We start from the raw sequence: 18,092 nt of genomic DNA, 5'->3' as shown, positions 1-18,092 counted from the left end.
AACATTACAACAAGATCGACAAGAAAAAAAACAAGATCAAAAAGAGCTTTTTTTCTGACTTTAAGCTATACAGTAATTACTAAGTTATGTATTAATATACAGTGCGAACTTATTCTTTTTACACCCGTGAAAAATCGCAAAAATTATAAAACACTCCATAAAATACAAATAATTAGAATAAATATAATATGTTCTCAAAAAAAACACGCTCAACAACTGCACTGCTATTTTCATCGCTTCTTCTTACAATAGGAAGAGGTGCAACATTACCATTTATGGCTATCTATTTGTCGCGGGAGTATCAATTACCCGTCGATGATATTGGTATTGCCATGTCTATTGCATTAACAACGGGAATTTTTTTCAGCCTTGGTTTTGGCATGCTTGCTGATAAGTTTGAGAAAAAACGTTATATGATCCTTGCAATTCTAACGTTTATTTTTGGATTTACCGCAATCCCTCTTGTCCATAGTACTATTTTAGTTGTTATCTTTTTCTCTGTGATTAACTGCTCTTATTTAGTGTTTTCAACTGTATTAAAAGCGTATTTTTCTGAAACCTTATCGGTTTCAGCAAAGCCTAAAATATTTTCTCTAAACTATACCTTTATCAATATGGGATGGACGGTGGGTCCTCCTATCGGCACCTTATTATTAATGTACGGAACGCAATTACCTTTCTGGCTTGCCGCTATTTCGGCAACATTTCCACTATTTATGATCCAAGTTTTTGTTCAACGCTCAAAAGCGGTGAATAAAGATGAAGAAAATAGTGTGAAATGGGACCCGAAAATAATGCTAAAAGATAGAGCATTAAGTTGGTTTGTACTCTCTACTTTTTTCGGTACATTAACATTTGGCTCTTTTGCCTCATGTATTTCACAATATATCTTAGTAGTGTACGATGCTAAATTAGCAGAGTCCGTTATTGCGGTTGTACTGCCTGTAAACGCCGCTATTGTCGTTTCTTTGCAATATATTGTGGGTAAGCATGTTACAGCCGACAGATTGCGTAAATTAATGACCTTAGGCACATTATTTTTTATGTTCGGCTTACTTGGTTTTATGTTTGCTGGTGACAACTTGATATTTTGGGCATTAGCCATTGCCGTTTTTACTTTTGGTGAGTTAATTTATGCGCCAGGTGAGTATATGATGATTGATAACATTGCGCCGTTAGGAATGAAAGCAAGTTATTTCTCTGCTCAGTCGTTAGGTTGGTTAGGTGCAGCATTAAATCCATTAGCCAGTGGTTTTATTTTAACGTCATTCCCTCCTATTTCTTTATTCGCTATTTTAATGGCAGTTTCTGCATTGGCTTGGTTTTGTATGATCCAAGGAATGAATGCCAGTAAAAAAATAGCTATTGCACTTTAATTTCTGAAAACTTCACAAACTAAAAAGACACCTTAAGGTGCTTTTTAGTTTGTAGACGACTTATTTTGTCTCTATTCTTTTCCGCAATGGATTAAGTAAGACAGATTTCTTCCTAATCTTGAGTTATATGACTAGCTAATATTATTAATATTTTGAATTTTAAATAAAAAATATTGCATAATAAAATTATTTTGATGTTCTTTTGAGTATTGTTTCAATGCTAATAGGGAAGAAATCATTAACATCGACACCAACATTAATTGCATTTTTTCCTAAAACATCTAAACGCTTACGTTGAGTTGGATCTTTTTGTGAATTGTGTACATGACCATATAAATGAATAGCGTCACGGAAAAAACCACCCCATTCTAATATAGGATAATGAAACATCACAATTTTTCGTTTTTTATAATCCAATTCAAAGTAGTCTTTTACCCATTCAAATACTGATGCGTCAAATTCTGGATCATCGAGAAATTTGTCATGATTTCCACGGATAAGGTACTTTTTACCGTTTAATCGACGTAAAATTCGGTTGGCATCTTGCCCTGTTCCTCGATAGAGAAAATCACCTAAAATATAGATTTCGTCATGATCAGATACATAAGCATTCCAGTTATGGATTAACGTATCATTCATATGGCTTACGCTATTGAAAGGACGGTCACAAAGGTTGAGGATATTTGAATGGCAAAAATGTGTATCAGAAGTAAAATAAATCATAGTAATTTCTTAATAAGTAATAAAAATCTTAACCTTAAGAAAGTATTTTCCCTCGGTCTGTATAGTGATATTTTTTCAACATAATTACCTCCCTTAGCTAAAAATAGAACAATAAATACAATATCATCTGTTTTATTGTCGTTGATGTTGTTTACGGTAACCAGATAAAGAATGCCCCGTCTCTCTTTTGAAATATCGGCATAAATAAGAGGGCTCATCAAAATGAAGCTTTATTGATATCTCATTTACTGAAAGCGAAGTGTGCATTAATAATGCTTTTATTTCAAGAATAACTTGACGATTAATCAACGTCTTAGGTGAATCATTAAAAAATTGTTTTGTTATTTGTGATAAATAAAACGGCGTAATATTAAGACAATTTGCATAAAAAGCAACTTCTCTATGCTTTAAAGAATGTTTTCCAATTAACTCCCAAAATTGCCAACAAAGCTTTTCTTTACGACTAAATTCTTTTTTAGCGATAGAGAAATACGTTGGTATTGATTCTGTGATCGCAAAGAAGAGATTTTGCAGGTGGTTTTTTAACATCAATTTTCTATGTTCAGAATAGTGACTATCTATATATTTTAGTTGTTCTACCCATCTATTTAAGGCTTCTTTTTGTTCTTTTTTGGGAGAGCAAATGGGATTTTCATGGAGAAAGGCAAATAAAGTATTAGAAAGAGAATAAGCAATTTCTGAAGCAAAAGATTTATCGAGAAAGCAATAAAATAAGCGAAAATTTGCTGATTTTTGGCTTAAAACGGTCATCATATCATCACCCAAAATAAGAATATCATTCGCTTTAATCATCTGCTTCTGAAAACCAATATTAATGATAGCCCTTCCTTCTAGGCATACCATGACCACAATGTAAGATAAGGGTAATGGATAATTAATTTCATTTGCCATACTGCTTTCACCCATAATGGCGTGTTGCGATGAGGTATTCAGTTGTGACAGTACTTGACTTAACATAAATCTATCGATCTCTTTTTATTCTAATTTAATTAGTTTTTATATTTGATGATATTTAACTTAATAACAAGTATTTTCTTTTATTTTGTTTTCAAAAGTATCGATTTTACCTCTTTTATGCCATTCGGATTTTTATTTCTTTTCTTTAGAATGCACATATCTTAAAAACACAAGATAAATTGCAACATATTGATAAAAAGAAAATTAATTGAAATGAAAACATTAAAAACAGAAAGACTCATACTACGGCCATGGAAACTTGCTGATGCCCCAAGCCTGTATGAATACGCGAAAGATGAACGAGTTGGCCCTATTGCTGGTTGGCCTATTCATAAAAGTATTGAAGAAAGTACTGAAATAATTCGTACTATATTTATGCGAGATGAAGTTTATGCTGTCACATTAATTGATGATGATCGCGCTATCGGCTTAGTGGGTTTATCTTTTGCTAAAGAGAGTAATTTTCCGATAGGCGATAATGATGCTGAAGTCTCTTATTGGATTGGAGTTCCGTTCTGGGGAAAAGGCTTAATTCCTGAAGCGGTGAGAGAAATTAGTCGCCATAGCTTTGAAACTTTGGAATTAGATAATTTATGGTGTGGATACTTCGCTGATAATAAGAAGTCACAAAAAGCACAAGAAAAATGTGGGTTTAAATTTCATCACATTATTGAAGAACAATACGTAGAATTTTTAGATGAAGTGAAAGTTGAAAATATTTGCCACTTAACTAAAGATGCATGGGTTGAAATCCAAAAACAGTTGTAATGAAAATAAAAAACACCAGGTAACCGATTGTTATCTGGTGTTTTTCTAAAATAGGTAAGCTAATCGCTTAATTAAGCGTTTTCTAATGCTTGAGATAAATCAGCAATTAAATCTTGAGGATTTTCAATACCAATAGATAAACGAATTGTAGTGTCTTGAATACCAATGTTATGACGTAATGCTATCGGTACGCCAGAATGAGTTGTTGAGCCAGGATGACAGGCTAAAGACTCTGTACCTCCCAGACTAACTGCAAGTTTAAAAATTTTCATAGCATTAAGAAAACGGAAAGCTTCACTCTCCCCCCCCATAATATCAAATGAGAATGTTGAACCCGCACCCGTACATTGTTTTGCAAATACTTGACCTTCAATCGAGTTTTTATCCGCAAATGGCAAATAGTGAATAGCTTTTACTTTTTTATGATCACGCAAAAACGCTGCAACTAATAATGCATTCTGGTTCGCTTTTTCCATTCTAATTTGTAGTGTTTCTAAAGAGCGCCCAAGCATCCAGCAAGAATGAGGGTCAAGTTGTGTTCCTATTGCGCCTCGTAGTAATCGAATTTGATTAATCAGTTCACGAGAGCCCATTGCAGCGCCAGCAACTAAGTCCGAATGACCACCAACATATTTAGTCAAAGAATAAACAGAAATATCCGCACCTTGTTCAATTGGGTGTTGATAAACTGGGCCAAGTAATGTGTTATCACAAACAATAATGGGACGATAGCCCTGCTTTTTTTCTAGTTTATCAGCAACAATTTTTAATGCGCTAATATCGACTAATGAATTAGTTGGATTTGCAGGTGTTTCTGCAAAAATAACGGCAACCCGCCCTTTTTGGCTAGCGTTATTGGCTTGTGCTTGGATCAATGAAAGGTTTAAGCCGTCAGTAAATGGAGTGGCTTGAATACCAAATTTAGCAAGTGTCTTTGCAATTAATGTCTCTGTTCCACCATAGAGAGGTTGAGAGTGTAAAATGACATCACCAGGCTGAGTTAAGGCCATTAATGTCGTCGTGATTGCTGACATACCTGAAGAGAATAATACACAAGATTGTGTATTTTCATAGACAGCAAGCCTATCTTCAACAATTTCACTATTGGGCTGATTAAAACGAGAATAAACCAAACCGGCTTTTTCACCTTCAGGTAAAGGTTTTCTCCCGCTCACTGTATCAAAGAAAGCTTTGCCTTCTTCTGCACTTTTAAAAATGAAGGTCGATGTTAAGAATACAGGTGGTTTTACTGAACCTTCAGAAAGTAATGGATCATATCCATAACTCATCATAAGTGTTTCAGGCGATAGTTTGTGTTCACCGATATATTGTTTTTTTAGTTGAGAGTCAGCCATTTTTTTATTTCTTCTGTGTAATGGAGGATGAGTTATCATACTGAAAAAAATTCATGTTGTTAGAATGTTTTATAAAGTATGGAAACTAGCAGTTATATAAAAATAGCGAAATTAGGAATAAAAATAAGGATTAATAATGAAATATTAAGAATTGAGTGATATTTAGACAAGAAAATACGCTAAATAAGAGTGGATCATTCTAGTGAAAAGAGTAATTCATGTGGAAAAGTAAGGAAAACTTAAAGATAAAAAAATTCTTTTATCTTTAAGTTAAGACGTTACCATGCTCTGACTGCATCACCTTTATACATTTCTTTAAACTTCAACTCGATTTGCCGTGAGTGAAGCACTGAAATCAACTTCTTTATATTTTCATCATCTTTGTTATCTTCGCGGGTTACGATAACATTGGCATAAGGTGAGTTTTTGTTTTCTAGAATTAATCCGTCACGAGTTGCAATTAACCCAATTTGAGACGAAAAATTATTATTAATAACCGCCATTGTAATTGCTGGATCATTTAGTGCTTCAGTGAGCTGTGGTGGATCGACTTCAATAAACTTAATTTCTTTAGGGTTATAGATAATGTCATCTAATGTTGGAGTGAAACCAACGTTCTCATTAAGAGTAATAAGATGGTTTTCTGCTAGTAATAGAAGTGCTCGACCTCTCATACTGGCTTCATTTGAGATAGCAACAAGAGATCCTAATTGTAATTCATTTATATCACTAATTTTTTTAGAGTATGCAGCTAAAGGAAAAATATAGGTTTTACCCGCGATATGAAATTTATAGTTATTTTCTTTCATTTGTGTTTGAAGATAAGGAATGGATTGAAAAACATTCGCATCAACTTCTTTATTATTTAATGCCTTATTAGGAAGTACATAATCATTAAAAGTGACAACTTCAACGTCTAACCCTTCTGTTAATTTAGCTAAACGAATAACGTCATCCCAAATCACTTGATCAGGTCCTGTATTAATTGCCACCTTTATCTTATGTGCATCTTCTTGTGAACAAGATACAGTAAATAGTGATATTGAGGCTAGAAGTAAACCCGTAATAATTTCCTTCATATCTCCCTCTTAAACAGTCCCAGATAAGATCAGTACTATTAATATCATTTTGATTAAGAAATATCCTAATAATAGATTAATAACAAGGAAAAAGAAATGATACAAGTACTCAATGAATATAAAGAAAGGAATATTCTTTTTATTCTTACAATTCGTTGTTTTATAAAATAAAAAAATAACACATCAAAATATGATGTGTTTGTTAATAAACTGTAGATTTACTCATTGATAATTTTATTTATACAAGCATCAGAATATGAGTCTTCAACACTAAGATAAGATAATTCAGTGACACAATAAGTATTAAACTGCCATTTGAACTGAATTTCATCCTCTTGTTTCTTTTCTGATATTTCATAACTAGAAAAACGAATCGGAGTTGGCCGTTGTAAATCGTTTCCTACTTTTTCAGCACTTAACAACACAACCCTGCCTTTTTTTTCAATGAATTCAAAATCAGAAATAGTGATATCAGTACCTTTAATCTTATTGTTGTAAAGACTTAACGCATTAGAATATATGGATGGGACAATATACACTTTTTGATCGCTACCTTTGATATAAACGGTCGTCATATCAAAAGATGATGGATCATTTAATGAGCGTCGAGACTTAACCACGACATCAGGAATACCATCGCCATTAAAATCGATAAGATTTACTCCATATTCGAGTTTAATTTCAGATGATATTGAAGTGAAAGGTAATGATGCAAAAAGTAATCCTAGCCCAAGTTTTAATATCTTATTCATTGTATTCGCTTCTTTTTTTTTGCTTATTACTTGAGCATCAGACTACTTTGTAGCAATGATTAGTCAAGGAATTTTGTGTTTCAAAATAATACAGAATTTACAATTATATCATTCAGAAAATATTTCCATGCTAATGAATTTACTTATTTGACTATTATAAAATGAATTGTTTTTTATTATTTTAAGGCTTAATTTTTTATTTAATATAAAGCAATGTAATTTTTAAGATCATTAATTCTTTCTTTGGTTTTATCTTTTAGGCAACTGCTATATACCATTGGCGCTAAACTTCCTCCTTGGTAATAGTCAGCTTCATACTGACAAGAAAGATCTCTAAAATTAACCCATATTAACTGCGCTTGCTTTAATTGCTCTTTTCTAGCGCTATCTAACTTGGCGTAATATTGCTGGTAAATGTGGTTAAGTTCTTCATCTTTCTGCTGAAAATCTTGATATACACATTGATTTATTTCAGTTTGCGTTGCTGCATTTCGACAATCAAAGTTATCTGCTTGTAAATGTATAGACCAAAAGAGTATACCGCCAGATATTGCACTTAATAGGATAAGTTTTTTCATCGCACCGTCCATTTTTTGATTAAAAACATCGCTAAAAATATTTATTTCACTACTTTAATATTTAATTTAAGGAATGAAGATAAAGTAAAACCTTTATCATTTTAGCAATGTTTCTTATATAACAATTACATGAAGATAACGCAAAATCTCTCTATTTAAGACAATCAAAATAAGATTAAGATATTATTACAAGTAATTATACTGATATTTTTTTAAAACAAATATTTTTTAAAACATATTTAAAAAAATGATAACTAAACACTCTTTTTTTTAACATTAAATGTTATTTGCAAAATAATGGCTATATTTTATGATTTGTTTTCTGTTGTGCTGAGTTGTTATTATTAAAATATCTAATCAATTTCACCTTAATACAACTCCTCTTACTCGTTTTTATTTAAGTTGCTTTTAATAAAATAGAGATAATTAATTAGACTATTTAGTCTAATTAATGCATGTTATATAAAAAATGTTCAAAAATAGTTCATTTAATATGCTCACTCGCTTCTTACTCAAGGTGGATCTTTTAAGCTATGAAAAAATGTTTTAACTCTATTTGGTTTTATTTAGGGCTTTTTATCCTTACCTTTGCACTAGTTGTAAGCCGTGGGCAATACTCTGATTTTGAACTAAATTCTGACACGTCAGAAATAACACCCGTAAATTTTGTGTCTAAAATGGATACATTATCAGGTACGTTGCTCTTACCCCGTGACAATAAAGTAAAAGCGGTCGCTATTTTTATTCATGGTGATGGCGCTCAAGATCGATTTTCTAATAGTGGTTATTTACCTTTAATTAATAATTTACTTGATGCAGGTATTGGTGTTTACACATGGGATAAAGCCGGTGTTGGTGAAAGCCAAGGAAATTGGTTACTTCAATCCATGTATGATAGAGCAGATGAAGCACTAATTGCATTTCATCTGATACACGGAAAATTTATAAATACGGATATTAAAGTGGGTTATCTTGGATTTTCCCAGGCAGGCTGGGTTATTCCCATTGCGGCTTCGCAATCTGAACCCGATTTTTCCGTTATTATTGGTGGCGCAATTAATTGGCGTGATCAAGGTGCGTATTATCAGCAAGTCCGCCTAAAAAACAATCATGTTGATGATGCTGAGATTACTCGAAGAGTATTAGAACAATTGCAACAAAACGATCGTGTATTTGGTATTAATGGTAGTCATGATATTTCATTCCAAGGTGAGATGTCTCATGATCGCTTTCAATTTGTTATTAAAAACTATTTGAGTGATTCCTCTAAATTTCTACCGAATATGAATGGTCGAGTATTAGCGATATTGGGTGAGTTAGATCTTAATGTTGATGCAACTAAGAATGCCTGTTTATATAAAACATTATTAGGTGGTCATGTAGATAAAACCGTTGCCTTATTCCCTAATGCATCACACGGTTTATTAAAAGCGCCTATGTTCAATTATCAGCTAGAAAGCCAGTGGTCATGGTGGAAAGAAGCACTTTTTATTTATCAAGGTAGAGAGAGTTATTCTTCAGATGCTTTGTCTGCACTTACCGCATGGATAGCTGAAGGCACACCAATATCACCTGCCTACACAAATTTCGACTGTACAAATAACAATAACTGTAATGAACGGCTTATCAATAAAAAATAAATCATAATAACTATGGAACATCGTATGCAACATGAGAAAGACAAAGAGCGAAAAAATGGCTGGATACGATAGAGTTTCTGACTGGCAATAGCTTTAAGGCGTGGTAGCAGGTCAAACCTCAGACTCCAGTGTTCAGCCAGTTCATCAATATCCCAGATCCGTTTCATTTTTCAACTTAGCTCCTTTGGTGATTAAGATTTCCAAAGTACATTATGATTTGAGAAGTGTTTTATATTCAGTTATTCTCTTTTTATGCGCCGAAACTGACAAGTTCTTTTCGTCTATAACTGATAGATTATTATCAAACCTGTTAAGGATAGTTTCATTTTTTTTATTAATAACAGTACCAACTCCCTGAGGGTTAGTATTTAAATATTCATTAAGGCGTCTTTTACCCTGAGTGTGTTTGTAAAAGGTTACCGGGAGATACGGGTCCAGTTTATCGTGGGGGACAGGCATTTCACTATCACTTAATGTACCCTTGATATTATCTTCATGTATTTTTAACAGGCTACTCCTCTCTATATAAAGTTTTTTTGCCAGCGCTAGACTGAAAATACCACATTCAGATGAGCTTCGCTGAATATCCATTTCCACCATGGAGAAATGGTAATCAGGTAATTGATAACGTTCAATGGCCATTTTTGTCCTAAATGCCAGCATCGCTGGCCCCATACTGTTAAAGTTTGCTGGTTCAAACAATATCAGAGATGTTTTTCCGTTTATATTTTTGTAATCAATTACACTAAAATGTATTCCACCTTCCCCCATATTAATTATGAATCGGGAAGATTCAATTCCATGTTCTATTGTGTTTTTTATTTCTATAGAAAGGTCCTGTGGCGACTTGACAAAATTAAGATTCATTTCAGGGAATTTATTGTTTGCCTGCATTACCAATGCGGGCATGATTTTTACATCCATGTTTGAATAATCTTTATGGGGCCAAGAGCCATCCGCTATATCAGTTTCCAACTGTACTATGATATTTTGAAGTTCTTCATTACTGATTAAAGAACAACTAGTCTCATTTTTTGATAAACCACTGAGCGCATTTATTTGTGATAATGGTCCAATCATTTACACATCCTTATTCAGAGAATTAACAGCGATATGAATTTTATATTCCGGATAAACGGTGCCTTGCAATAAGACGTCCAATCATTGATGGGTGAACCCGGAACAGACGGGCAGCATCAGCCCCCGTGTTTTCAATCCTCTCCACTGTCAGCAATAAATCTTTCAAAGAGCGGGAAAGACGATCCAGTTTCCATACAATAACCTGATCATCTTTGCGTAGCTGTTGCAAAAGTCATTGTAACTCGGGGCATTCCCATCGTCCGCCCGATGCCCTTTCCTGGAAGATCAGTTCCGCACCCGGCTGTCTTTAGTGCTGAGATCTGAGCCTGAGCATCCTGTTCCCGTGTCGAAACTCGAGCATAACCGATGAGCATAATTGCGATTTCCTGTTGCCATTTATTTTTATATTGCAATACATTTTTGCAATGTACAAGACCGCATGGTTACGTTGGGACAGGAGAGATTGCAAAACGTTCGTTATTTTTAACAGTAGCAAGAGCAAGTATTGCCGGATTATTATCTTTATTAATGTTGTTGTTATATAAAGAAAAATCACCAACATTTAAACAATGGTTTTTTTATTAACAGTCGTTTCATTAGGTGTCGTGGTAGGTTTTCCATTGTTAACCGAGATTGCATTACAAGAGATAACATCCGCACACTCCCTCGTTTTTCTTGCCTTATTACCATTATCTACGGCTATTTTTGCCGTTATACGAGGTGGTGAAAAACCGCGTCCTATTTTTTGGCTTTTTTCTATTATTGGTAGTTTGTTAGTCATGGGATATGCCCTCTCTCAAGGAGGCGTTTCATCTGTCAGCGCTGATTTACTCATGATAGCGTCAGTTATTGTTTGTGGATTAGGTTATGCAGAAGGAGCAACGTTGACGAAATCATTAGGTGGTTGGCAAGTTATCTGTTGGGCATTAATTGTATCGTTACCTCCTATGCTTATTCTTAGCTTTATTCTTATGCCAGAGGAATTAACGACAATCAATCTCTCTGCCTGGGTAGGTTTAGGTTATGTTTCTTTATTTAGTATGCTGATTGGCTTTATATTTTTGCACAAAGGGTTATCTCAAGGTGGGATTGCAACAGTAGGACAGCTTCAATTATTACAGCCTTTCTTTGGTTTAGCATTAGCGGCCGTGTTACTCAATGAGTTTGTGAATTTATTGATGTTGCTCGTAACTGTTGGTGTTATTTTTTGTGTTGCTGGTTCACGAAAATATGCTTAATTAATATTAACTAGTTAAAGCTAAAAACACGCTAAATATTTTTATTTAGCGTGTTTTTATTTTAATTAAAGCTCACACTTTGTTTTCAAGGTAGCTGTTTTTTTATGATGATCCAGTGCTAGCTCAATTAATTTAGTAATTAACGACTGATAGCCTAAGCCAGCACTTTGCCATAATTTTGGATACATACTGATATTTGTAAATCCTGGCAATGTGTTTATTTCATTAATCACAACTCGGTTGTCTTGAGTTAAGAATACATCAACACGAGCCATACCTAAGCAATTAAGCACACGATAAGCTTTTAATGCCACTTGGCGAATATGTAAACTAGTGTCTTCATTTATAACAGCAGGAACAACAACTTTAGCGCCATCTTCGTCGATGTATTTGGTGTTATAACCATAAAAAGCATCATTTAACACTATTTCACCACAAGGGCTTACTTCAGGATTTTCGTTACCTAAAACAGCACACTCTATTTCACGACCAACAATAGCACTTTCAACAATCACTTTAAGATCATATTCAAAAGCCATGGCTAATGCCGCGTTAAATTCTTCTTCGTTATTAATTTTGCTAATTCCTACAGAAGAACCTAGGTTTGCTGGTTTAATAAATAAAGGTAATCCTAATTGACGAACCATTTCGTTATAAGGAATATCATTAATTTGGTGTGCCATAATCGTAATAAAAGGTGCAACCGCTAATCCCGCACCATCAAGTAGGCGTTTTGTGACATCTTTATCCATACAAGCGGCTGAACTCATGATATTAGGGCCGACATAAGGCATATCAATCATGTGTAATAGACCTTGCAGTGTACCATCTTCACCATAGGCACCATGGACAATTGGGAAGACAACATCAATTTGTGGTAATGCTTGACCGTCTTCAAGCGAAATAAATTGATTTTTTACACTACCTGGAATAATAGCAACCGCTCTTAAAGGTTTGCTTAATGAGATAGTTTTAGGATTATCGCTATTGAGTAAATAGTCAGCTTCTGAATATTCATGCCACTGTCCTTGCTCATTAATACCTATTAAGCAAAGGTCGAATTTCGTTCGATCTAATTCATTAATAATATTTTTTGCTGATTGTAATGAAACTTGATGTTCTGTGGATTTCCCACCAAAAATAATAGCGACTCTTAATTTACTCATTTTCTAACCTTTTATAGGACAGCTATAGCGAATAGGTAGCAATATATCATGATAAAAACGCCCAATGTAGGTAGATAGTTCTTATCTGCGAAAAATTACGATAAAATGATGAAATTCTATGATTTAGAGTGTTAAAACATCACTATTTCAAGATATAACAGCGCAATAACGATCACAATTCTATTGGTATAAGATAAACACCATGACTGATATAAAACAACCGATTGAAATGGATATTACTGAAGTAGCAAAAGCAACAGGGCTTGCCTCTTCAGCAATACGTTATTATGAGAAAAAAGGATTGATTAATTCGATAGGACGTAAAGGGCTTAAACGCGTTTATCACCGCGATATATTGAGCCGTTTGGCCTTAATTTCTTTAGCGCAACAAGCGCATTTTTCGCTAGATGAAATTGCACAATTAAGCTGCAATCAAAAAATTCCCTCAATAGATAGAACTATTGTTCATCTAAAAATTGAAGAAATTGATAATAAAATAAATGAACTTAAACGTCTTAAAAAAGGATTAGAACATATTCAAACCTGCCCTGAAGAGAACCATTTTCAATGCAATAGATTTCAAAAAATTTTAGCATTAAGTCTAAAAAAGAATAAAAAACGAATTAATAAGAAATAATCGATTACTTTAGGTAAGCGCTAAATCAAATGACGCTATTTTAATAATACCCCCCTCCTCTTTACTTGAAGTTAACTTCAAGTTGTAAGATGCGTATCTCTTTAATTTATTTATCGCATCAATGGAGATATCTATGCCTAGATCAGTCTGGTGGTTGGCATTTTCTTTGGCTCTTTTTACAACTGGGAACGCATTAGTGCTTTCTGTCGCTGTCCTCGTGGGAGAGCAACTTGCTAAAGATCCTATTTATTCAACGGTTCCTTTATTAAGCCAATATATTGGAATTATTTCAGCAACGCTTCCAATGGCACACTTTATGATGAAATATTCACGTAAAGCAGGTTTTATTATTGGAAATATAGGCGGATTAATCGGCGCATTATTATCTATTGCAGGTATTTATTATCATAATTTAATGCTGTTTTCCTTTGGTACTTATTTTACTGGAGTTGCTATTGGTACAGCACAACAATATCGATTTGCCGCACTCGAAGAAACACCAGTGAGCATGCATGCAAAAGCTATCGGTTTAGTAATGAGTGGCGGTATTGTTGCCGCAGTTATTGGACCAACATTAGCGGTAACAACGCGGCAATTCTTTGCAGATTATCCGTTTATTGGACCTTTTACTGCATTAAGTATTATTTATATTTTAGCCTTCGGATTACTGTTGAAAATTCCTTTAAAAAAAATAATAAAAACCAGAATACAAACAGAAGAAAAACCAAGAAGTTATCCGCTATTATACAGTCAACCTTTGTTATTTTTAGTCACAATTGTTAGTGCATTAGGTTATGGCATTGTGGTGTATATGGTTGGCGCTATTCCACTATCGATGAAACAAAATGGCTTTGAATTTGCCACCATTGCTTTTGTGTTTCAATGCCATATCTTAGGCATGTTTGCTCCCTCTTTTATTACAGGTCAACTTATCCACCGATTCGGGATCAAGATTTTCTTTTTTACTGCCATACTCTTATTGATAATTGCATTAGGTATCAACTTACAAGGCAATAGCTTTTATCATTACCTTATTAGTTTTGTTTTAATTGGTATTTCATGGAATCTAAACTTAATTAGCTCTACTCATTTGCTATCTAAAACGTATTTATCGCATGAGCGTGCAAAAGTCCAAGGTACCAATGACTTTTTAATTTTCTTCTTTGGTGGATTAGGCAGTATCACAGGCGGTCTTGCTTTTTATTTAATAGGTTGGCAGCACACCAACATTATTGGTATTACTGTTGCTGTCATGATTTTATTAGCCGCAATTAAACTACGAAAACATTTACCCTCAACGAGTACGTTATAATTTTATTCACTCATGATTATCTCAAGCCTGCATAAATTGCGGGCTTTCACACTAAATGATACTTTTTATCTTTCTTATGGGATTGCATAGAGGAATTCTATATTGATAGAATTAAATCACCGATTCACTTTTAAACTTAGAGAAGGAGGCTAATTATGTTTTTGTGTGATCTTATTGAATACTCACACTTCTTTGGTAATCGTCACAGCTCAGGCTTTCACAGTATTTTACTGCGTTAACCTGCCTGAGCGACGTTAACTATGACCTCTCTCAGCTTACAGGGTTATCGCAAGATATTACCCAAGGCGTTTCTACGCCTAAAGAATGAGTAAGCTATGAGCACATTATTATCTACACAAAATCTGTCTTTTCATAATAACAACGGTTTATTACTAAATGATATTTCTTTAGCCTTAATTAAAGGTGAGAAAATTGGTTTAATTGGCCATAACGGCTGTGGAAAAAGTACATTATTAAAACTTTTATCACATCAATTAACACCGAATGAAGGTGTTATTTCCATTGCTAATCAAACCGTAATGGCCTATATAGAGCAGCACCTTCCTCAAGAATTACAGCCAATGACATTAATGGATGCTGTACTTCATAAACTTCCTGAAGAATACAGATTATCTGAAGGCTGGCGCGCAGAGTTACTACTCAATGAAATGGGTTTTAAGTTTGATGAAAAAAATCTACGTGTTTCACAATTAAGTGGTGGCCAACATACGCGTTTATTATTAGCAAGGGCGTTAATTATTGAGCCTGACCTATTGTTACTTGATGAACCCAGTAACCATCTCGATTTACCCACTATTTTATGGTTAGAAACCTTTTTAAAACAGTGGCGTGGTAGCTTTATTTTGGTGTCTCATGATAATACGCTATTAGACAACGTGACGAATTGTACGTGGATCATTCGTGATAAGTCATTATCTATCTTTCGCTTGCCCTGCTCTCAAGCCAGAGTAGCGCAAGAAGAGCAAGATATGAGTGCGCAACATCGACGTGATGCACAGCAAAAAGAGATAGATAGGATCACCCAAAGTGCGAAGCAACTCGCAATTTGGGGGCACGTTTATGATAACGAGAATTTATCTCGCAAAGCTAAACAGATGGAGAAACATATTGTTCGTTTAAAAGATGAACAAACCGAAGTGGCTGAAGAGGCTCCGTGGGTATTACAATTCTCAGGTACAACACTGCGTGCTGATAGGCTTTGTGAATTAAACCAACTTTCCGTTATTCCTGCTGATAATGCCCCTGTTCTCTATATTGTCGAAAATCAGCGCATTAAAAGTGGTGATCGAGTGGCAATAATCGGTGCTAATGGAACCGGAAAGTCATCATTATTAAAGATGATTTGGTCATTAAATTCAGTTGAAACAACGACACAAAGTACAATAAGGTTACATCCACGTGTTGAATTGGGTTATTACGACCAAAACATTGCGCAGTTAAAGGATAATGATACCCTCACTGATGCATTAAAACCTTTTGCGCCTTTAACTGATGAACAACGTAAAATGGCACTAATTAGTGCGGGTTTTGCTTACATTCGTCATGGGCAAAAAGTGAGTACGTTAAGTGGTGGTGAACGTGCTCGTTTATTATTTATCGGTCTGAGTTTAGCGAAATACTCATTCTTGATGCTTGATGAACCGACGAATCATATTGATATGGACGGCAAAAAGGCGTTAGCTGAACAAATTAGTCAATTCACTGGTGGCATTTTATTAGTTAGTCATGATCGAGAATTGATTGAAAATAGTTGTAATCGCTTTTGGTATATTCACAATGGTATTTTGACTGAACATCATGATATTGAAACGATTTATCAACTTATTTCTGAAGAGGAAATGCCAGAAATACAGATAACAGATAAGGAAAGTGATATAGAAAATCATGCATCGGTGCTGTCTGTTTCTCACCATGATGATGATGAAAAACTGTTTAAGCTCATTGAATTAGAAGAGAAACTGGATGCTGATTTAGCACGTAAACCCAACCATCAAAAACCTACTTTACAAGCACAATGGAAACTGGAAATTAGTCAGTTAAAGCAATCGCTTAATATGATGTAAAAGAATAAGATTTTGGTGTAACTCAAAGGATCACATTGTGATCCTTTTTATTGTTCTTATTTTACTAATTCATATTCAATCAGGTATAAAGACTGAGTTGTTGGATAAATATCTTTAATAAGCGCTTTTAATACAGGAAGTGTCATTCCTTCTTGCTGTGCATGATACTCATTAATATCATCATAATGTAAAGGTGATACAGCTAGAATTTTTAATTTTCCATAGTAAGTACGATGTTCGTTAGCATATAACTCAACCACACTACCTGGCTTATAATAGCTTTCACTTTCATCTCGAATAGTAATTACTTTTATTTCTTTAAGAATTGAAGGAATTAAACGCTCAAAAAAAGTAATTTCTGTAGGGTTAAATGACATAGTATTATTCACGAATAAATTGATAACTTGCTGATTATCTTACCATGTCTTACTGGTGTTTTATCTTTTTTTGCTAATTATTGTGTTATTTGATGCTTCGGTCTGAAGCAATTTTGCTTTACGCTCGATCCCCCAACGATAACCTGACAATTCGCCATTTTGACGAATAACACGATGACAAGGTATCGCCACAGCAAGTTTATTAGCTGCACAGGCATTTGCTACGGCACGATATGCTTTAGGGGAACCTATTTTATTGGCAATTTCTTGATATGTCATGGTACTACCAAAAGGAATATCTAATAATGCCTGCCACACTTTTTGCTGAAAAACAGTACCTTGAATATCAAGAGGCAAAGATAGTGGTTGTTTAGGTAATTCAATAAAACCAACAACTTGAGCTATTATTTGTTCAAACTCTTTATTTGCACCAATTAATTCAGCAAGAGGAAATTGTTTTTGTAAATCTTCTAATAATTGTTCTGCATCATCCCCTAACATAATAGCGCAAATTCCCTTTTCGCTTTGAGCCACTAGAATATTACCTAAAGAACACAGTGCAATCGCAAAAAAGATAGCAATATTCTTACCACCGGTACGCCAATTGGTTGGAGTCATTCCTAATATTGCAGCTGCGTTTTCATAAAAACGGCTATTAGCATTAAAACCTGATTGATAAATTGCATCAGTAATACTGCCATCTTCAATCAGGGCTTTTTTTATTAATTTTTGGCGGTAGGCATTAGCATAATCTTTTGGGGTGATACCCATAATCGATTTAAAGAGACGATGAAAATGATATGGGCTTGCCATAACATGCTCAGCAATACGAGCTAGTGAAACATCACCGTTATTTTGTTCAATAAAACGGCAGGCTTGTTCAATAAGTTGATTACGCTTATTTTCCATTATGACAGTCCTTTAATGCGGGATTACGGTTATTATCAAC

The 18,092-nt window shown here is 34.2% G+C and carries 16 protein-coding genes and 2 pseudogenes; 7 read left to right on the top strand and 11 right to left on the bottom strand.

Features of this window, described 5'->3' with window-relative positions; genetic code table 11:
- Window positions 1-188 precede the first annotated feature (188 nt).
- Window positions 189-1,376, top strand: a complete 1,188-nt coding sequence (gene ydeE / locus ABN217_RS03215) for an efflux MFS transporter YdeE (protein ID WP_196553032.1) — start codon at window positions 189-191, stop codon at window positions 1,374-1,376.
- 186 nt (window positions 1,377-1,562) lie between these two features.
- Here the strand turns inward: ydeE and ABN217_RS03210 are convergent, their stop codons facing one another.
- Together ABN217_RS03210 and ABN217_RS03205 are read right to left on the bottom strand one after the other, a co-directional pair.
- The gene (locus ABN217_RS03210; protein ID WP_072068090.1) at window positions 1,563-2,099 is read right to left on the bottom strand and encodes a metallophosphoesterase; all 537 of its coding nucleotides are present in this window, start codon (window positions 2,097-2,099) and stop codon (window positions 1,563-1,565) included.
- A 132-nt stretch (window positions 2,100-2,231) separates the two neighbouring features.
- Window positions 2,232-3,077 carry a helix-turn-helix domain-containing protein gene (locus ABN217_RS03205; protein ID WP_197269195.1) on the bottom strand — a complete coding sequence of 282 codons (846 nt, stop codon included), beginning with the start codon at window positions 3,075-3,077 and terminating at the stop codon, window positions 2,232-2,234.
- A gap of 213 nt (window positions 3,078-3,290) precedes the next feature.
- On the opposite strand from ABN217_RS03205, the gene ABN217_RS03200 reads away from it, so the two are divergent.
- Complete coding sequence (locus tag ABN217_RS03200; RefSeq protein ID WP_340896511.1) at window positions 3,291-3,845, top strand: GNAT family N-acetyltransferase; 555 nt, start codon at window positions 3,291-3,293, stop codon at window positions 3,843-3,845.
- Between the two features lie 71 nt (window positions 3,846-3,916).
- Here ABN217_RS03200 and ABN217_RS03195 read toward each other — a convergent pair whose 3' ends face one another.
- The 4 genes from ABN217_RS03195 to ABN217_RS03180 form a co-directional block, all read right to left on the bottom strand.
- Complete coding sequence (locus tag ABN217_RS03195; protein WP_340896512.1) at window positions 3,917-5,200, bottom strand: cystathionine gamma-synthase family protein; 1,284 nt, start codon at window positions 5,198-5,200, stop codon at window positions 3,917-3,919.
- Between the two features lie 278 nt (window positions 5,201-5,478).
- Complete coding sequence (locus ABN217_RS03190) at window positions 5,479-6,279, bottom strand: MetQ/NlpA family lipoprotein (RefSeq protein ID WP_196553027.1); 801 nt, start codon at window positions 6,277-6,279, stop codon at window positions 5,479-5,481.
- A gap of 218 nt (window positions 6,280-6,497) precedes the next feature.
- Window positions 6,498-7,031 (bottom strand): carbapenem self-resistance protein CarG family protein, encoded by a 534-nt coding sequence (locus ABN217_RS03185; protein WP_072068095.1) that lies wholly within the window; start codon window positions 7,029-7,031, stop codon window positions 6,498-6,500.
- A gap of 200 nt (window positions 7,032-7,231) precedes the next feature.
- Window positions 7,232-7,609, bottom strand: coding sequence for a lysozyme inhibitor LprI family protein (locus ABN217_RS03180; RefSeq protein ID WP_231619298.1), 378 nt, complete (start codon window positions 7,607-7,609; stop codon window positions 7,232-7,234).
- A gap of 533 nt (window positions 7,610-8,142) precedes the next feature.
- On the opposite strand from ABN217_RS03180, the gene ABN217_RS03175 reads away from it, so the two are divergent.
- Window positions 8,143-9,249: an alpha/beta hydrolase family protein gene (locus tag ABN217_RS03175; RefSeq protein ID WP_349459050.1), complete on the top strand. Its 1,107-nt coding sequence runs from the start codon at window positions 8,143-8,145 to the stop codon at window positions 9,247-9,249.
- A gap of 210 nt (window positions 9,250-9,459) precedes the next feature.
- Here ABN217_RS03175 and ABN217_RS03170 read toward each other — a convergent pair whose 3' ends face one another.
- Together ABN217_RS03170 and ABN217_RS03165 are read right to left on the bottom strand one after the other, a co-directional pair.
- Window positions 9,460-10,329: a YopJ/AvrA family T3SS effector serine/threonine acetyltransferase gene (locus ABN217_RS03170; protein WP_349459049.1), complete on the bottom strand. Its 870-nt coding sequence runs from the start codon at window positions 10,327-10,329 to the stop codon at window positions 9,460-9,462.
- Between the two features lie 169 nt (window positions 10,330-10,498).
- Window positions 10,499-10,558, bottom strand: a pseudogene (locus tag ABN217_RS03165) (recombinase family protein); the annotation flags it as partial.
- A 248-nt stretch (window positions 10,559-10,806) separates the two neighbouring features.
- Here ABN217_RS03165 and ABN217_RS03160 point away from each other — a divergent pair.
- Window positions 10,807-11,567 (top strand): annotated as a pseudogene (locus ABN217_RS03160) (DMT family transporter); the annotation flags it as partial.
- Between the two features lie 65 nt (window positions 11,568-11,632).
- On the opposite strand, the gene ddlA reads toward ABN217_RS03160, so the two are convergent.
- Window positions 11,633-12,733: a D-alanine--D-alanine ligase gene (gene ddlA / locus ABN217_RS03155; RefSeq protein WP_196553023.1), complete on the bottom strand. Its 1,101-nt coding sequence runs from the start codon at window positions 12,731-12,733 to the stop codon at window positions 11,633-11,635.
- A 202-nt stretch (window positions 12,734-12,935) separates the two neighbouring features.
- On the opposite strand from ddlA, the gene ABN217_RS03150 reads away from it, so the two are divergent.
- From ABN217_RS03150 to ABN217_RS03140, 3 genes are all read left to right on the top strand, one after another.
- Window positions 12,936-13,370 carry a MerR family transcriptional regulator gene (locus tag ABN217_RS03150; protein ID WP_072068100.1) on the top strand — a complete coding sequence of 145 codons (435 nt, stop codon included), beginning with the start codon at window positions 12,936-12,938 and terminating at the stop codon, window positions 13,368-13,370.
- 133 nt (window positions 13,371-13,503) lie between these two features.
- Complete coding sequence (locus tag ABN217_RS03145) at window positions 13,504-14,682, top strand: MFS transporter (RefSeq protein ID WP_197269192.1); 1,179 nt, start codon at window positions 13,504-13,506, stop codon at window positions 14,680-14,682.
- A 335-nt stretch (window positions 14,683-15,017) separates the two neighbouring features.
- A complete protein-coding gene (locus ABN217_RS03140) occupies window positions 15,018-16,766 on the top strand; it encodes an ABC-F family ATP-binding cassette domain-containing protein (protein WP_197269191.1) in 1,749 nt (582 codons plus the stop codon).
- A gap of 56 nt (window positions 16,767-16,822) precedes the next feature.
- Here the strand turns inward: ABN217_RS03140 and yqfB are convergent, their stop codons facing one another.
- Window positions 16,823-17,143: a N(4)-acetylcytidine aminohydrolase gene (yqfB, locus tag ABN217_RS03135; RefSeq protein WP_196553020.1), complete on the bottom strand. Its 321-nt coding sequence runs from the start codon at window positions 17,141-17,143 to the stop codon at window positions 16,823-16,825.
- Window positions 17,144-17,203: 60 nt separating this feature from the next.
- On the bottom strand, window positions 17,204-18,052 hold the full coding sequence (ada, locus tag ABN217_RS03130) for a bifunctional DNA-binding transcriptional regulator/O6-methylguanine-DNA methyltransferase Ada (RefSeq protein WP_196553019.1): 849 nt from the start codon (window positions 18,050-18,052) through the stop codon (window positions 17,204-17,206).
- Window positions 18,053-18,092 lie beyond the last annotated feature (40 nt).

The sequence above is a fragment of the Proteus sp. fly-1067 genome (assembly GCF_040139345.1).
Lineage (GTDB): Bacteria > Pseudomonadota > Gammaproteobacteria > Enterobacterales > Enterobacteriaceae > Proteus > Proteus vulgaris_B.
Note: the sequence above shows the minus strand (reverse complement) of the source record. Positions and strands in the feature narration are given on the sequence as shown.

Bases quoted from the DNA above. Each gene is read 5' to 3' on its own strand.
- ydeE (WP_196553032.1), top strand. From the start codon at position 189: ATGTTCTCAAAAAAAACACGCTCAACAACTGCACTGCTATTTTCATCG.
- ABN217_RS03210 (WP_072068090.1), bottom strand. From the start codon at position 2,099: ATGATTTATTTTACTTCTGATACACATTTTTGCCATTCAAATATCCTC.
- ABN217_RS03205 (WP_197269195.1), bottom strand. From the start codon at position 3,077: ATGTTAAGTCAAGTACTGTCACAACTGAATACCTCATCGCAACACGCC.
- ABN217_RS03200 (WP_340896511.1), top strand. From the start codon at position 3,291: ATGAAAACATTAAAAACAGAAAGACTCATACTACGGCCATGGAAACTT.
- ABN217_RS03195 (WP_340896512.1), bottom strand. From the start codon at position 5,200: ATGGCTGACTCTCAACTAAAAAAACAATATATCGGTGAACACAAACTA.
- ABN217_RS03190 (WP_196553027.1), bottom strand. From the start codon at position 6,279: ATGAAGGAAATTATTACGGGTTTACTTCTAGCCTCAATATCACTATTT.
- ABN217_RS03185 (WP_072068095.1), bottom strand. From the start codon at position 7,031: ATGAATAAGATATTAAAACTTGGGCTAGGATTACTTTTTGCATCATTA.
- ABN217_RS03180 (WP_231619298.1), bottom strand. From the start codon at position 7,609: ATGAAAAAACTTATCCTATTAAGTGCAATATCTGGCGGTATACTCTTT.
- ABN217_RS03175 (WP_349459050.1), top strand. From the start codon at position 8,143: ATGAAAAAATGTTTTAACTCTATTTGGTTTTATTTAGGGCTTTTTATC.
- ABN217_RS03170 (WP_349459049.1), bottom strand. From the start codon at position 10,329: ATGATTGGACCATTATCACAAATAAATGCGCTCAGTGGTTTATCAAAA.
- ddlA (WP_196553023.1), bottom strand. From the start codon at position 12,733: ATGAGTAAATTAAGAGTCGCTATTATTTTTGGTGGGAAATCCACAGAA.
- ABN217_RS03150 (WP_072068100.1), top strand. From the start codon at position 12,936: ATGACTGATATAAAACAACCGATTGAAATGGATATTACTGAAGTAGCA.
- ABN217_RS03145 (WP_197269192.1), top strand. From the start codon at position 13,504: ATGCCTAGATCAGTCTGGTGGTTGGCATTTTCTTTGGCTCTTTTTACA.
- ABN217_RS03140 (WP_197269191.1), top strand. From the start codon at position 15,018: ATGAGCACATTATTATCTACACAAAATCTGTCTTTTCATAATAACAAC.
- yqfB (WP_196553020.1), bottom strand. From the start codon at position 17,143: ATGTCATTTAACCCTACAGAAATTACTTTTTTTGAGCGTTTAATTCCT.
- ada (WP_196553019.1), bottom strand. From the start codon at position 18,052: ATGGAAAATAAGCGTAATCAACTTATTGAACAAGCCTGCCGTTTTATT.